Source organism: Luteibacter jiangsuensis (genome assembly GCF_030812295.1).
Lineage (GTDB): Bacteria > Pseudomonadota > Gammaproteobacteria > Xanthomonadales > Rhodanobacteraceae > Luteibacter > Luteibacter jiangsuensis_A.
In genome coordinates, this window is record NZ_JAUSSK010000002.1 from 181,790 (window position 1) to 196,543 (window position 14,754).

At 65.0% G+C, this 14,754-nt stretch carries 15 protein-coding genes and 1 tRNA gene; 14 read left to right on the forward strand and 2 right to left on the reverse strand.

The annotated features are described in order from the left end of the window. The first annotated feature begins 105 nt into the window (after positions 1–105). The 4 genes from J2T07_RS06210 to J2T07_RS06225 all read left to right on the forward strand — a co-directional run bounded on the left by J2T07_RS06210 (position 106) and on the right by J2T07_RS06225 (position 4,741). Entirely contained in the window at positions 106–1,362 is a 1,257-nt protein-coding gene (locus J2T07_RS06210; RefSeq protein ID WP_306848275.1) for an O-antigen ligase family protein, read from the forward strand. 3 nt (positions 1,363–1,365) lie between these two features. After that, a complete protein-coding gene (locus J2T07_RS06215) occupies positions 1,366–2,364 on the forward strand; it encodes a glycosyltransferase family 4 protein (protein ID WP_306848277.1) in 999 nt (332 codons plus the stop codon). Positions 2,365–2,477: 113 nt separating this feature from the next. Then, positions 2,478–4,421: an ArnT family glycosyltransferase gene (locus J2T07_RS06220; protein ID WP_306849498.1), complete on the forward strand. Its 1,944-nt coding sequence runs from the start codon at positions 2,478–2,480 to the stop codon at positions 4,419–4,421. After that, on the forward strand, positions 4,418–4,741 hold the full coding sequence (locus J2T07_RS06225; protein ID WP_306848280.1) for a tetratricopeptide repeat protein: 324 nt from the start codon (positions 4,418–4,420) through the stop codon (positions 4,739–4,741). Before J2T07_RS06220 ends, J2T07_RS06225 begins: the two co-directional genes overlap by 4 nt. Here J2T07_RS06225 and J2T07_RS06230 read toward each other — a convergent pair. Next, positions 4,716–5,621 (reverse strand): lipid A biosynthesis acyltransferase, encoded by a 906-nt coding sequence (locus J2T07_RS06230; protein WP_306848281.1) that lies wholly within the window; start codon positions 5,619–5,621, stop codon positions 4,716–4,718. The genes J2T07_RS06225 and J2T07_RS06230 overlap by 26 nt on opposite strands. A 76-nt stretch (positions 5,622–5,697) precedes the next feature. Between J2T07_RS06230 and dtd the strand changes: the two genes are divergently transcribed. The 6 genes from dtd to J2T07_RS06260 all read left to right on the forward strand — a co-directional run bounded on the left by dtd (position 5,698) and on the right by J2T07_RS06260 (position 10,348). Then, on the forward strand, positions 5,698–6,138 hold the full coding sequence (gene dtd / locus J2T07_RS06235) for a D-aminoacyl-tRNA deacylase (protein WP_306848283.1): 441 nt from the start codon (positions 5,698–5,700) through the stop codon (positions 6,136–6,138). Positions 6,139–6,320: 182 nt separating this feature from the next. Then, complete coding sequence (rpoD, locus tag J2T07_RS06240) at positions 6,321–8,183, forward strand: RNA polymerase sigma factor RpoD (protein WP_306848285.1); 1,863 nt, start codon at positions 6,321–6,323, stop codon at positions 8,181–8,183. Positions 8,184–8,333: 150 nt separating this feature from the next. Beyond that, entirely contained in the window at positions 8,334–9,368 is a 1,035-nt protein-coding gene (locus tag J2T07_RS06245; RefSeq protein WP_306848287.1) for a type IV toxin-antitoxin system AbiEi family antitoxin, read from the forward strand. A 52-nt stretch (positions 9,369–9,420) separates the two neighbouring features. Continuing rightward, on the forward strand, positions 9,421–9,924 hold the full coding sequence (locus J2T07_RS06250; protein ID WP_306848289.1) for a nucleotidyl transferase AbiEii/AbiGii toxin family protein: 504 nt from the start codon (positions 9,421–9,423) through the stop codon (positions 9,922–9,924). Between the two features lie 31 nt (positions 9,925–9,955). Next, positions 9,956–10,204: a hypothetical protein gene (locus J2T07_RS06255; RefSeq protein ID WP_306848293.1), complete on the forward strand. Its 249-nt coding sequence runs from the start codon at positions 9,956–9,958 to the stop codon at positions 10,202–10,204. A gap of 68 nt (positions 10,205–10,272) precedes the next feature. Beyond that, positions 10,273–10,348, forward strand: a tRNA-Ile gene (locus J2T07_RS06260). Positions 10,349–10,476: 128 nt separating this feature from the next. Here the strand turns inward: J2T07_RS06260 and J2T07_RS06265 are convergent. Then, positions 10,477–11,991, reverse strand: a complete 1,515-nt coding sequence (locus tag J2T07_RS06265; protein WP_306848295.1) for an acetyl-CoA hydrolase/transferase family protein — start codon at positions 11,989–11,991, stop codon at positions 10,477–10,479. A 196-nt stretch (positions 11,992–12,187) separates the two neighbouring features. Between J2T07_RS06265 and J2T07_RS06270 the strand changes: the two genes are divergently transcribed. The 4 genes from J2T07_RS06270 to J2T07_RS06285 all read left to right on the forward strand — a co-directional run bounded on the left by J2T07_RS06270 (position 12,188) and on the right by J2T07_RS06285 (position 14,744). Further along, entirely contained in the window at positions 12,188–13,105 is a 918-nt protein-coding gene (locus J2T07_RS06270; RefSeq protein WP_306848297.1) for a hypothetical protein, read from the forward strand. Continuing rightward, entirely contained in the window at positions 13,074–13,262 is a 189-nt protein-coding gene (locus tag J2T07_RS06275; RefSeq protein ID WP_306848299.1) for a hypothetical protein, read from the forward strand. Before J2T07_RS06270 ends, J2T07_RS06275 begins: the two co-directional genes overlap by 32 nt. Positions 13,263–13,395: 133 nt before the next feature. Beyond that, on the forward strand, positions 13,396–13,839 hold the full coding sequence (locus J2T07_RS06280; protein ID WP_306849501.1) for an Rrf2 family transcriptional regulator: 444 nt from the start codon (positions 13,396–13,398) through the stop codon (positions 13,837–13,839). A 2-nt stretch (positions 13,840–13,841) separates the two neighbouring features. Next, the gene (locus tag J2T07_RS06285) at positions 13,842–14,744 is read left to right on the forward strand and encodes an NAD(P)/FAD-dependent oxidoreductase (RefSeq protein ID WP_306848301.1); all 903 of its coding nucleotides are present in this window, start codon (positions 13,842–13,844) and stop codon (positions 14,742–14,744) included. Positions 14,745–14,754: the final 10 nt, after the last annotated feature.

The window sequence follows — 14,754 nt, forward strand, 5'->3', positions numbered from 1 at the left end:
GCCCGCGAGGATCGTCTCGGAGCGGCATCGGCCATCCGGTAAAGTACCATCTGGGTCGCCATGCGGCGTAGCCGCCATGCCGTCCCGATCCAAGCCAGGTGTCGAGTGCTCGAAAAAACCAACCCGTGGCGCATATGGATCGTCTCGCTGCTGATCGCGATGATGCCGCTGTCGTTCGCGCTTCCGATCAAGGCGAAGGCCATTCCCGCCGCCATCCTGTTCCTCCTCGGCGCCTGGATGCTCATCCGCGATCCCGAGGCACGCGCAGCCGTCCGTCGTGCACGCTGGGTGCTGGGCCCGGCGGCACTGGCCTTCGCGTTCTGGCTGGTGAATGTCGCCATCCACGGCATCGACTGGCGTGAGTTCGACGTCACCTCGCATATCCTGGCCTTCCTGGTCATCGCCGTCAGCTTCGCCAGTCCGCTGCGGCCGATCGTGCTGCGCATCGGCTTCGGCGTTTCCGCCGGCGTGCTAGGGATCGTCTGCCTGGAGCAGCACTACATCGAGGGCATCGACCGCGTCTACGGGATCAACAACGGGCTGTGGGGTGCCATCGAATTCGGCATGTTCATGCTCGTGCTGGCGCTGATCGCCGTGGTGCAGGCCCTGCGCAGCGAACTCGGCCGGGGCGAGCGCGTGCTGCATATCGTCTGCGCCGCCCTGGGCATCTACGGCGCCCTGCTGACGCAGAGCCGCGGGCCACTCCTCGCCTTCCTGCCGGTGTTCGCCATCGTGGTGCTGATCCAGTCCCGACGGACCGGCCGCTGGCGCGACGGCCTTGTATTCCTCGTGGTCGGCATCGCCGCCGCCGCGGGCGCGGCGGCGACCATGCACGGCGAGGTGCTGACCCGCTTCGCCGCGGTGACGGAGGAAATGTCCACGTATAGCGAGCAGGATGCCAGCGGCGCCGTTCGCGAACGCCTGGAGATGTGGCGCACCGCGACCATGGCGCTGGACGACCACCCGCTGGCGGGCGTGGGGCTGAACCAGTTCGGCGACTATGCGCGGGCGCGCATCGCCGAGGGCAAGGTCAACGCCACCGTGGAACGCTACGACCACCCGCACAGCGAATATCTCGAATGGGCGGTGACCGGTGGCCTGCCGGGACTGGCCGTGCTCGTCCTGCTGTTCGGCGCCGCCCTGGTGTTCTTCCTGCGATACGCGCTGCATCCGGACAACGCCATCGCCATGCCGGCCATCGCGGGCCTCAGCACCGTGTGCATGTACACCCTCTGCGCGCTGACGGACAACGTGTTCTACCGCCCGATGCCGCATTCGCTCTATTTCTTCCTCACGCTGGGCCTCGCCGTCTACATAGGCCGCCTGCTGAATGCGGTCGAACGACCGGCCGCGGTGCGCTGACGCGTGGCTTCCATCCATCTGATCGCCTGGAACAACGGCCGTGGCCTCAGCCACGACATCCGCTTGCTGGAGGATGCGCTGCTCGCGCTGGGGCACGAGGTGTCGATCACCTCGGTGCCGCGCCGTAGCCGCGGCCTGCCCTGGCGCGCCTGGTGGCAGCGGCTGCGTATGCATGCGCGCTGGCTGGCCCGCCGGGGCCCGCGCCGCTACGACCTGGGTATCACGCTCGAACACGTGCATGCGGCGTATCTGCCGCTCGCCCGGCGCAACGCGCTCGTGCCGAATCCGGAATGGCTTTCGCGCCGCGACCGGCGCCAGCTGTATCGCTTCGACGCGATCCTGTGCAAGACCACCATCGCGCGCGACACCTTCGCCGCGCAGGGCCTACCGGTGCACGTCATCGGGTTCCAGAGCATCGATTGCCGCCGTGGAGGCATCGAACGGAGCCGCGACTTCCTCCACCTCGCCGGCGCCAGCCGGATGAAAGGGACGGAACGGCTGCTGGATGTCTGGCGCCGCCACCCGGAGTGGCCCACGTTGCATGTGCTGCAATCGCCTTCCACCGCGCGCGGTGAGCAAGTCGACACGGCCGCGAACCTGGATCACCGCGTCACCTATGTCGATGACATCGAGGACATCCGGCGACTGCAGAACGCGCACGCCTTCCACCTGTGCCTCTCGGAAGCCGAAGGCTGGGGTCACTACATCGTCGAGGCGATGAGTTGTGGCGCCGTCGTCCTCGCCACGGACGCGCCGCCGATGAACGAGCTCGTGGGCGAAGACCGGGGCCTGCTCGTCACGGCGCACGAAAACGGCACGCTCAACGCGTCCGCGCTGTGGCGATTCGACGAGGCCGCCCTGGCGGCATGCGTCGAGCGTGCCGCCGGCATGTCCAACCAGGAGCTGCACCGCCTCGGGGAAAACGCGCGGCGCTGGTACGAAAACAACCAGAACGGGTTCGCCGGAAGGTTGCGTGGCGCGCTCGCCCACCTGCTCGGGTAGCCGGCGCCCGGCGCTGTCCACGCCGCACAGACGGAGGGAGCGGTAGGACTAAAGTCAGCCATTTCCGTCATGGTGCGTTTAGAATTCATGATCCCTTAACGGTGACGACGCCCTTGTCCAACAGCGCCTATACCCGATCGGAACATCTCCGTGCCCTCTGGCCGTGGCTACCGCTATGGGCCGCGATGGCGTTGCTCGCCATCTTCGCGCACGGCCCGATGCCGATGTTCTCCACGCGAACGCTCGCCGTCGCCTGGGAGATGTGGGCGCACGGCCATTGGCTGGTGCCACACATCAACGGCGACCCGTACAGCGAAAAGGCGCCCCTGCTGTTCTGGATGATCCACGCCGGCTGGGCCGTATTCGGCGTCGGCGACGTGTGGCCACGCATCCTCGAGGTGATCTTCGGCGGCGTGCAGCTGGTGCTCGCATCCGTCCTAGCGGGGCGCCTGTTCCCCACCCGGCCGTGGGTGGCCAAGGCCACGCCGTGGTTGTTGATGGCGCTGGCGTACGCGTTCCTGTTCGGCCTGCAGATCATGTACGAGGTGCTCCTCGTGGTCTGGGTGCTCGCCGCGCTCCTCTGTCTCACGCCTACCGCCACACGGGCGCAACCGCGATGGTGGTTGTTCGGCCTGATGATCGGTGCCGGTCTCCTCACCAAGGGACCGGTGATGGTGGTGCACGTGCTGTTCCCGTTCCTGCTCGGGCCGCTATGGAACGATTGGGCCCGACAGAACAAGGCCCGCTGGTACGGCTTCGGCGTCCTCGGCCTCCTGCTCGGCTTCGCGATCCTGCTCGCATGGGCGATTCCCGCCGGTGAATCCGGGGGCGAGGCCTATCGCCAGCGCCTGTTCTTCACCCAGACCGCGGGGCGCGTCGTCGACGCGAAGGCGCAGGACCTGCAGAACCATGCCCGGCCGGCCTGGTACTACTTCCTTTTCCTGCCGGTGCTCCTGTTCCCGCTCAGCGGCTGGTTGCGCGGCATCGTCGCCGTACCCACCGCGCTGTTCCGCCGGCCCTGGCGTGCGGGCACCGCCGCCGCCCTGGTCTGCGCGGGTGTGTCCCTGTTACTCCTGCTGGCCTCGGCCGCCGGCGGGCACTTCCCCGGCTGGGTCGAGAAGACCCTGGCGGTGCTCGTGTTGCTGCCGCTGTTCGTCGCGCTTGCACGGCAACCGCTCGAACCGGGCCTGCGCTTCCTCGTGGCCTGGCTGCTGCCCACCCTGCTCACTTTCTCGCTGATCACCGGCAAGCAGCTCTATTACGTGCTGCCCGAGCTGGCGGGCGCCACCATGCTGGTCGCCGCGTCGGTCGCCGACCTGCGCGAACGCCACAAGGGATTGGCTTCGCACTATGCCTTGGGCACGTGGCCGCTTTCGCTGGGCGCCTTCCTGCTCGCCATCGTGTTGTTCGCCATGCCGTCGGTGGTGCCGTCGCGTTTCCCGGACAACATCTGGCTCGTGGGCATGGCGCCGTATGCGCGCTTCTTCGGCGTGATCTTCATCGTGCTGGGCGCACTGCTGCTGCTTCGCGGCCGGGGCGAGATGCGCCGGCTGGCCTTCGCCGGCCTCATCGGCACGGTGGCGCTCAACGCGCTCTTCACCCTGGGCCTGTGGTACCGCTACGACCTCACCCCCGCCTCGCTTTTCCTCGGCCAGGCGGATGCCGCCGGACGGCCGATCGGCAACCTCGGTGTCTCGTACAACGGCCAGTACCACTTCGCCGGCCGGCTGATGCATCCGATCGCGCGGTTGAAGGTCGCGCCGGGCATGCCCGCGCAGGTGGACGAGGACGACGACGACGTGGTGCACGACGGCGATACCCTGGACGACTTCGCCCGCCGCCATCCGGATGGCCTGGTGATCTCCTACGCCAAGCATCCGCCCGCGAATGCCTTCCGTTATGCGCGCCTGATCCAGCCTTCGCGCACGGGATGGCTGATGATCTGGGACGCGCCGACGCTCAACGCCTTGCAGAACGGGCGGCTTCCGGCCGAGCCGCGGCAACCGACCCTGCTCTATCCGCAGGATTACTGGCGCACGCGGACGGCACTCCGGTGACCGATCCCCTCGTCGAACGGCTGCGCGCCCAGATCGGCGGCGTCCGCGACGGGGCCTTGTTGCGTTTTTCGATCGGTAACGCACTGCTGGGCGACGGCCGGTACGTCGACGCCGCGCAGTCGTTCCGCGAGGCGCTGGCATTCGATCCAGCCTATTCCGCGGCCTGGAAGCTACTGGGCAAGGCCTTGTTGGCGGTGGACGACGAAGAAGGCGCCGCCGCCGCGTGGAGCACCGGCATCGACACCGCCACCCGGCGCGGGGACATCCAGGCGGCGAAGGAAATGACCGTCTTCCTCAACCGGCTTTCGCGGCCGCGTTGAGCTTGTAGGGGTCGGGGCGGTCGTGCGCGGTATAGCGCTTGTAGTGCCACTGGTACTGCGGGAAGGCACGCTCCACGCAACGTTCCACGCCCCGGTTCAGCGCCGTGCAGGCGATCTTCAGGTCCGTGCTGTCGATGCCTTCCGGTGCGGGCAACACGTGGATGCGGAAACCCTCGCCATCGGGCAGGCGCTCGGCGAAGCTGAATAGCACCGTCGCTCCCGTGCGTGCCGCGAGCCGCGGCAGCAACACCATGGTGAGCGCATCGACGCCGAAGAACGGCGCGAACTCGCCCTCCCCTTCGCGCGGCTTCTGGTCCGGCAGGATGCCGACGGTGCCACCGGCGCCCAGGCGCTTGAACAAGGTACGCACCCCGGCGCCTTCCGCCCTCACCTGCTCGGGCGCGAGCTTGCCGCGCACCTTGCGCAGCAGCGCCTCGATCGCCTTGATGCGTGGCGGGCGATAGAGGATGGCCATCGGCGTCTTGCTGCATAGCCAGTAGTTCAGCAGCTCCCAGCACCCGAGGTGTGGAGCGGCCACGATGACACCCTTGCCCGACGCGAGCGCCTCGGCGAACAACTCGCCACCGACCACTTCGCGAACCATGCCCAGCGATTTCTCGGCGCCGCCGCCCCAGATCGCCGCCACCTCGGTCACCGACTTGCCCGATTCCTCCATGGTCCGGCGCAGCAGGTCGGCACGTTCCGCCTCGGACAACTCCGGGCGGGTCAGGCGCAGGTTCACCGCGCTGTAGCGGGCGCTGCGCGAATGGGCGCGTAGCGAGCGCCGGCCGATCCAGGCACCCATGGCATGGACCGTACGCAGCGGGAACAGGCTCACCAGCCTGAGCAGGAGATAAAGGAGATAGATGTCCGGGCGCATTCCGCGAAGTGTAACCCGCCTGCAAACGGCCTCGTTCGCCATTAAGCTTGGCGCCCATCCGCCGCTAAGCCTATCCATGATTGCAGTGATCCAGCGGGTCGAGTCCGCACGCGTCGAGGTCGACGGGGAAACGGTGGGCGCCATCGGTGCCGGCCTGCTCGCGCTCGTGGCCGTGGAACCGGGCGATGGCGAAGCCCAGTGCGTGCGGATGCTGGAGCGCCTGCGCGGCTACCGGGTGTTCTCCGACGCCCAGGGCAAGATGAACCTGTGCCTCGCCGAAACGGGGGGCGGCCTGCTTCTGGTCAGCCAGTTCACCCTTGCCGCCGACACCCGCAAGGGCATGCGCCCCAGCTTCACCACGGCGGCACCTCCCGAAGAAGGCCGGCGCTGGTTCGACCGCCTGGTCGCCCTGGCAAGCATCGCCCAGCCGGGGGTGGAAACCGGTCGCTTCGGTGCCCATATGAAGGTTCATCTGATCAACGATGGCCCGGTCACCTTCCGTCTGGAGGTGCGCTGAGGCGTCCTATCCGAGGGGCCGAGCCCCCCCATCCTTCCTCACCGCCACGTGAACGCTCCGGCCCTCGAAGGCCTTCTGGCGCGATTTTTGCGTGGTGTCGGTGAGGCCGATCCACTTGAAAACTGGTCAAAAAATCATCAGATGACTATACTGATCGGTTCCTGTAACCCGCGGCGGTCGGCATGACTAATAAAGCTCACGAGCAACAGTCTGAAATCAAACAGCTCATCTCCAAGGGATTGGAGCAGGGCTACCTGACCTACGCGGAAATCAACGACCACCTGCCCGACGACATCGTCGATCCGGAGCAGATCGAAGACATCATGGCGGTGCTCAAGGGCGTCGGCATCGAAGTCCACGATTCCGCGCCGGACACCGACACGATTTCCGACGGCGCCGCCCCCGGTGCCAGCACCGACGACGAATCCGCGGCCGAAGAAGCCGTGGCGCTGCTGTCCGCCGTGGACGCCGAGGTGGGCCGCACCACCGACCCCGTCCGCATGTACATGCGCGAAATGGGCACGGTCGAGCTGCTGACCCGCGAAGGCGAGATCGCCATCGCCAAGCGTATCGAAGAAGGCCTCAGCCAGGTCCAGACCGCGCTGGCCAGCTTCCCGCTCACCATCCAGCTGCTGCTCGAGGAATACGACCAGCACGTGGAAGGCAAGCGCCGCCTGAGCGAGATCCTCGCCGGCTTCGCCGACCTGGAAGAAGCCGCCGACGCCGCCCAGGCCGAAGCCGACGCCGCCGTGGTGGTCGACGCCGATGCCGAGACCGACGACGAGGAAGTCGAGGGCGCCCCCGCCGAGGAAGAGGAAGCCGGCCCGACCGGTCCCGACCCGGAAGAGGTCAAGCGCCGCATGGAAGAACTGCGTTCGCTGCACGCCAAGTTCCAGAAGGCCGCGCCGAAGGCGGAGATCAACGACAAGAAGGTCGCGAAGATCCGCGAGCAGATGTCGGAGGCCTTCCTCAACCTGAAGCTCCCGTCGGCGCTGATCGACAGCTTCGTGCGCAAGCTGCGCGAAGTGGTGAACGACATCCGTCACCACGAGCGCGTGCTCATGGACATCTTCGTCAAGCAGGTGAAGATGCCGCGCGCCGAGTTCCTGAAGAGCTTCCCGTCGAACGAAGGCAACCTCGAGTGGGCCGCCGAACTGTCGCGCAAGCGCCAGAAGTGGTCGCCGAACATCAAGAACTACCGCGAGGCCATCGACGCGGAGCAGGAGAAGCTCGCCCAGATCGAGCGCACCCTGTACCTGCCGCTGACCGACATCAAGGAAATCAACCGCGCGATGTCCGTCGGCGAGGCCAAGGCCCGCCGCGCCAAGAAGGAAATGGTCGAGGCGAACCTGCGCCTGGTGATCTCGATCGCCAAGAAGTACACCAACCGCGGCCTGCAGTTCCTCGACCTCATCCAGGAAGGCAACATCGGCCTGATGAAGGCGGTGGACAAGTTCGAATACCGTCGCGGCTACAAGTTCTCGACCTATGCGACGTGGTGGATCCGCCAGGCCATCACCCGCTCGATCGCCGATCAGGCCCGCACCATTCGTATCCCGGTGCACATGATCGAAACGATCAACAAGTTGAACCGCATCTCCCGCCAGATGCTCCAGCAGTTCGGCCGCGAGCCGACGCCGGAAGAGCTGGCGAAGGAAATGGAGATGCCGGAAGACAAGATCCGCAAGGTCCTGAAGATCGCGAAGGAACCGATCTCCATGGAAACCCCGATCGGCGACGACGAAGATTCGCATCTTGGCGACTTCATCGAAGACACCAACGCCAGCTCGCCCGTCGAGTCGGCGACCGAAACGGGTCTCATGGAAACCGTGCGCGACGTGCTCGCCGGCCTCACCCCGCGGGAAGCGAAGGTGCTGCGCATGCGCTTCGGCATCGACATGAACACGGATCACACGCTGGAAGAAGTCGGCAAGCAGTTCGACGTCACCCGCGAGCGTATCCGCCAGATCGAAGCCAAGGCCCTGCGCAAGCTGCGCCACCCGAGCCGTTCGGAAACGCTGCGCTCGTTCCTCGATATCGACTGATCGGGTGACGTGACCAGGTAGGACGAAGTGCCCGCGCAAGCGGGCATTTTCTTTTGGCTCCCAACTAATCGTTGGCCTCCGGACCCTTGTTCAATTGTTTTATATGTTTTATAAAAATGAACATATGAAATTATTGAACAGGGGTCCGGCATGAGCGACCTTACGCTAATTCGGGATGCTGCCCAGGCCGTCGAAGCAACCACGGGCCTGCCTATCCACATTCTTCCAGCGCCAGACGGATCGGGCGGCTATCGCCCGGACGGGATCGTAACCGTCGGATTTCCCGATGGCATTCTTTCATTCGTTGCCGAATGCAAGGCCCGCATCATTGGTAATGCGCAATTAGTACTTATAAAACAGCATCTTGCGACGTACGACGATCGATCGCGCCCACTTCTCGTGACCCATCACCTCACGAGCGGGCAAATCGACCACTGCCGGGAAATCGACCTGGACTTCATGGACACCGCCGGCAACTGCTTGCTCAGAGAAGGCCCACGGTGGGTGCTGGTGCGGGGGAACCGCCCTACCCGGACCAACGCCCCCTCTCCTTATAGGGGCGGAACCAGTTACGCATCCCTGCGCGTGGTCTACGCCTTGCTCTGCCATCGCCCGTTGCTCTCTGCGCCTTATCGTGAACTGGCCATGGCGGCGGGAGTGTCCCTGGGAGCCATACCGCCGATATTCGCCGACCTCGAGCAACGCGGCCTCGTGTCGGCGCGGGACGGCGATAAACGCAGGCACTTCCTGGCACTCGATCGTCTCCAGAGCGAATGGGTGACTAACTTCCCCCACAAACTCCGCCCACGACTGGGCCAGCGTCGCTTCAGCGCGCTGGCACCGGACTGGTGGAAGGACGCGGATCTAGGATCCGGCGCGCTTTGGGGCGGCGAAGTCGCCGCCCATAGGTTGAACGGCTTTCTACGGCCCATCACACAGACGATCTACCTGTCGGAAGGCGTCGCTGGCGATGCGATCAACCCACTTCTCCGTAAATACCGCTTACGGGCAGATCCCACAGGCGCGATAGAGTTTGTCGAGCGTTTCTGGCATTTCGACGATACATACGCGCATACACAAGGCATCGTGAATCCGCTCCTCATCTACGCAGACCTCCTCACCATGAAGGACTCACGCGCAGCAGAGGCGGCGTCGCTGATATGGAAAGACTATGTCGGTGCTTAAACTAAGGGCCAGTGCCCCACTGGACCCCGACAGCCGAGCGATCATTCGCACAATGACTCAGGCTGCCGCCGACGTCGGCGTGAGAGTGATGGTGGTTGGCGCCAGCGCGAGGGACATCGTGCTCGGCCATGTGTATGACATTCCGCTACGACGAGCCACCGCAGACGTGGACTTCGCCGTCGCCATCCACGGTTGGAATGCGTTCGATTCTATCGTCCAACGCCTGCTCGAAGACCCACGGTTTATCATGCCGCGCGACGTCGCCCATCGCCTCTATTACAAGGCCGACACGACCACACACTCCATTCCCGTGGACATCGTGCCGTTCGGCCCGGGCGTGGGCGGACCGAAGTTCAGATGGCCGAACGATCCAGAGGTCGAAATGAACGTCGAGGGGTATCCGGACGCAGCCAGGGCGGCGTCCCAAGTTGATGTAGGCGGTACCGTTATCGACGTACTGGACACGCCCGGACTGGCTTTACTCAAACTGTTCGCCTGGAACGACCGCCACGCTGCAACACGCAAGGACGCCAGCGACCTCTACACCTTTACTTAGCCATTACGCAGAACTGGGGAACATCGAGCGATTGTACGACGACCCAGCGCTGCTGGACGACGTGGGGCATGATTACCGGCGGGGTTCGGCCAGGTTGCTCGGGCGCGATGTGAAACAGCTTTGCAGCGCCGGAACGCTGCTCGCCGTACAAAACATACTAACACCCGCGAACGTCGGACTGCTCGCGCTCGATGCCTACGCCGAACGCCCGGATCTGGATAGCCCGCTGGATCTGTTCCGCGAGTTGTTTGATGACCTCGCGGGTGAGTTGCGCGGGTGAGTCGACGTGGCTGGGATGGCAACCTCTCCACCTGCCGGGCGCCATCCGCTACACTCCTTGCGCTGCAAGGGCCTATAGCTCAATGGTTAGAGCAGAGGACTCATAATCCTTTGGTTCCAGGTTCGAGTCCTGGTGGGCCCACCAAAGACGCCGCCCTTCTAGATCGCTCATCGCTAGCGATTCGGTCGAGGCCATGAAGGAATCATCTTTGCGGTGATGGCACGGGGCGATCCGTGTTCAAACTTGCCTATTCGGGGCAAACCTGCGCGCCGTCAGGCGCGCATCGACCCTGTATCCAGCCACCGCTGGTGCCACGACAGCGCCTCCGGCAGCAGGTGCGGCGTGTGCTTGCCGAAGCTCGCCCGCGAAGCTCGCTCGAAATAATCCGCGAGCTGCGCCCGATACGATGGATCCACGCAGTGATCCAGGATCTGCCGGGCACGATGCCGCGGCGGCAGGCCGCGCAGGTCGGCCAGGCCGTGCTCGGTCACGATGATCGACACATCGTGCTCCGTGTGGTCGACATGGCTCACCATCGGTACCAGCGCCGAGATGCTGCCGTTCTTCGCCGTGCTCGGGCTCAGGAAGATCGACAGGAAACTGTTGCGAGCGAAGTCGCCGGAGCCGCCGATGCCATTCATGATCTTGCTGCCCATCACATGCGTGGAGTTCACGTTGCCGTACAGATCGGCCTCGATCATCCCGTTCATCGCGATGCAGCCAAGCCGGCGCACCAGTTCCGGATGATTCGATATCTCCTGCGTGCGCATGATGATCCGCTCGCGATAGAAATCGATATTCCGCTTGAACTCTTCATTCGCGGCCGGGCTCAACGCGAAGCCCGTGCACGAGGCCACGCGCAACACGCCGTCGCGCAGCATGTCGAGCATGCCGTCCTGGATGACTTCGGTGAAAGCGGCCATGTCACGGAAGCCGCTCTCGGAGAGTCCCGCCAGCACGGCATTAGGAATATTGCCCACCCCCGACTGCAACGGCAGCAGGTTCGCCGGCAAGCGACCCTTCTTCACCTCATGCTGCAGGAACTCGATCAGGTACGCGGCGATGCGCTTGCTCGTCTCATCCGCCGGCGCGAAGGGACTGTTGCGGTCGGGGCCGTGCGTACGCACGACGGCCACAACCTTGTCGTGATCCACGCGCAATGACGTCTCGCCGATGCGGTCATCCACCTGTAGCAGCGGGATCGGCTTGCGGTGCGGGGGCAAGGCGGTGCCGTAGTACACGTCATGCATGCCATCGATGCCTTCCGGCTGCCAGTCGTTGACCTCGATGATCACCTTCTTCGCGAGGTCCAGCCACGTCTTGTTGTTGCCGATGGACGTGGACGGAATCAGCGATCCATCCTCACGAATGCCAGCCACCTCGACCACGGCGGTATCGATATCGCCGTAGAAGCCGAACCACACGTGCTGTGCCACGTGACTCAGGTGGATGTCGATGTAATCGAGCGTGCCCGCGTTGATTCGCTGGCGGGCATCCGGATCGGTCTGGAACGGCATGCGCAGTGCGATGCCGTCGGCCTTGGCCAGGGCGCCGTCGAGCTCTGGCGCGGTGGAGGCGCCGGTCATGAGGCGGATGCGGAAGTCCTGGCCGGCCACGTGCGCATCCTCGATGCGGCGGGCCAGCGCCAGCGGCACGGACTTCGGGTAACCGGAACCCGTGAATCCGCTCATGGCCACGGTCTCGCCGGGCTGGATGAAGGCGGCGGCAGCCTCCGCGCTGACCACGCGGTCGCGCAGGAGGGATGAGCGGATGCGATCGGAAGACATGGGTAGAGCCGGTGCTGCGGAGGATCGGCCATTTTCCCACCGGCTCCGCGTCAGGACCCATCCGACAATGGTGGTATGGCAACGTGGCGCAGGGCGTGACCGGGGCTGAACGAACCGAGACACCTTGCCGGAATCGCGGCGGGCCTCTTGCTAGCCTAGGGCGGGCCGCGACCTGGCGGCCATGGAAGGAGTCGCGATGCCCCGGCAACGCTTGCGCCACCCCGGTTTGCTCGGTCACCCCGCGCGGTTGGCCCTCGCCATCTTTTCCCCGGTCGGTGAAGACCGTCCGGCCGCGACGCCGATCTGCACACCCGACTTCGGTCACTTCACGAAGGAACTGGAGCGCATGGGCTTCAAACGCCGGAGCGCACACGGTGAGCACGGCCGCTGGACCTACGATGCCTTCGACCGTCCTGGCCAGCATGTAGAGGTCTACCTCCCTGGTCGCCGAGGGCGCGGATACCGCGGCGGCCTGCGTGCACATGGTCCTTGTGCGCTAGAGAGGTCGACCATGCCACTGAATGCGAAAGCCGAGGCGGTCCTCCAGGCATTCGGGAAAGAACCTGGTGTCACCCCCAACCAGCTGAAGAACCTGACCGATACGATCAATGCCTCGCCGGCGCTGGTTGATGAGGTCAACCGTACCGTCGATGCGGGCCACCTGCAGCGCATCGTCGCTTTGAACAACCCGCACGCCGGTGGCGAGTACAACGCCAGTGCGCACGACATGCGCCTGCCGCTCACCAGTCTTTCGACACCGGCGGGCGGCAAGTACGACGCGTCAGAGGCAACGTTTGTACTTGGTCACGAATTGCAACACGGGTTCAACGCGGCCGGCATCGCGAAGGTCAATACGCAGTTCACCCATGACTTGCAGGCCGTGGCGCAATCAAAGACGACGCCCCACGACTACACGAAGCCCGTGGGCGATGTGATCGCCGCGAGCCGCCGTGACGAGGCCGGTGCGGAGATCTCCGGATGGAACGCAACGGTCAGCGCCGCGCGTACGCGAACTACTACGGGCCTGGGCGGCGGGCGTGGCCGTGCAATACGAGCGCCATTACGGGAACGGGCAGGCACCCATGGCGCTCGATCTCAAGTCGCTGCACCTTGATCCGAACATCATGGCGCGGAACGGCATCTCTCTCGGTGCGAACCACAACGCCATGCCTTATCTGGACACCAGCACGCAGACGCAGGGCGCCGCGCACCCCCAGGCGCCGGCCATGTCGCAACCTCTAGTTATGGGTGGTGTCGAAAGCGCGGGCTGACGTCACTGTCTCATGTCCATCTTCGGATTATTGGACACGATTGCTGGACCCGGAATGGCGAGGAAGGCTCGACAGGAGCCGATGTTCACGTTCTGTCTTGACATTCGATCTCAAACAGAACATCGTTAGTTACATGAAACGCGACAGCCGCCTGTCTTCCGTCCTGCATGCACTGCTGCACATGGCCGAGCAGGATGGACCGGTCACCTCCGAGACCTTGGCCCAATGCCTGGGCACCAACCCCGTCGTCGTCCGGCGCACCATGGGGTATCTGCGCGAAGCGGGCATCGTCACGTCCGATCGCGGCCATGCGGGCGGATGGCGCATCCATGCCGACTTGGGCTCGGTCACCCTGCGCCAGTTGCACGAGGCGTTGGGTGAGCCGGTCGTGTTTGCCGTCGGCAACCGCAACGAGATACCGGAGTGCCTGGTCGAGCAATCGGTGAATGCCGCGCTCCAAGGCACGTTTGCCGAGGCAGAGGCGCTGCTCCTGAAACGGTTCTCGGAAATTACCCTCGCCGATCTGGCCGCGGACTTTTCGCGACGGCATGCGGCAGCACGACGCAAAAGGAGTTGAACATGCGCCACGACGTCATCGTCATCGGCGGGAGCTATGCGGGAATGGCCGCCACCCTGCAACTGGTGCGTGCGCGCCGGTCTGTGCTGGTGATCGATGCGGGCGAGCAGCGCAACCGCTTCGCCAGCCATTCGCACGGGTTTCTCGGCCAGGATGGCGTTCCTCCCGGCGAGATCGCGGCGAACGCGCGCCGCCAGCTCGAAGCCTATCCGACGCTCTCCTGGCTTGAGGGCCGGGCCGAAGCCGTTACAGGGCAGGTGGACGAATTCACTGTCACGACGTCCGATGGCCTATCGCACCAAGGCCGCCGCATCCTGGTGGCCACCGGCGTGGCCGACCAGCTACCTGCCGTCGAGGGCCTCGCCGAGCGCTGGGGCAAGGCGGTCTTCCATTGCCCGTACTGCCATGGCTACGAGCTCGGCCAGGGCCGCATTGGCGTCGTCGCCACCGGCCCGATGTCCATCCACCAGGCTGAACTGCTGACTGATTGGGGCGATGTGACCTTGCTGGTCAACGGCGCTGTGGAACTGAGTCAGGAAGCCAGGTCCACCCTGGAACGACGGGCCGTGACGATCGAGGAAGCGCCCATTGGCAGGATCGAAGGAACGGCAGATGTGGTGACGGCCGACGGGCGGTTGCTGCGCTTTGCGGGTCTGTTCACCGCGACGCGCACCTCTCCCTCCAGTTCTCTGGCCGAAGCGATAGGCTGCGTACTGGAAGAGACGCCCATGGGAGTTCAGGTGCGCACCGATTCCGAGAACAAGACTTCAGTCACTGGGATATTTGCCTGCGGCGATGTGGCGCGGGCGCCTCATTCGGTGTCGCTGGCCGTGGGCAGCGGCGCCATGGCAGGCGCCCAGGTCCACCGTTCGTTGCTTTGGCCCGAGACCATCGCCCTCGTGTAAACGGAAGGCG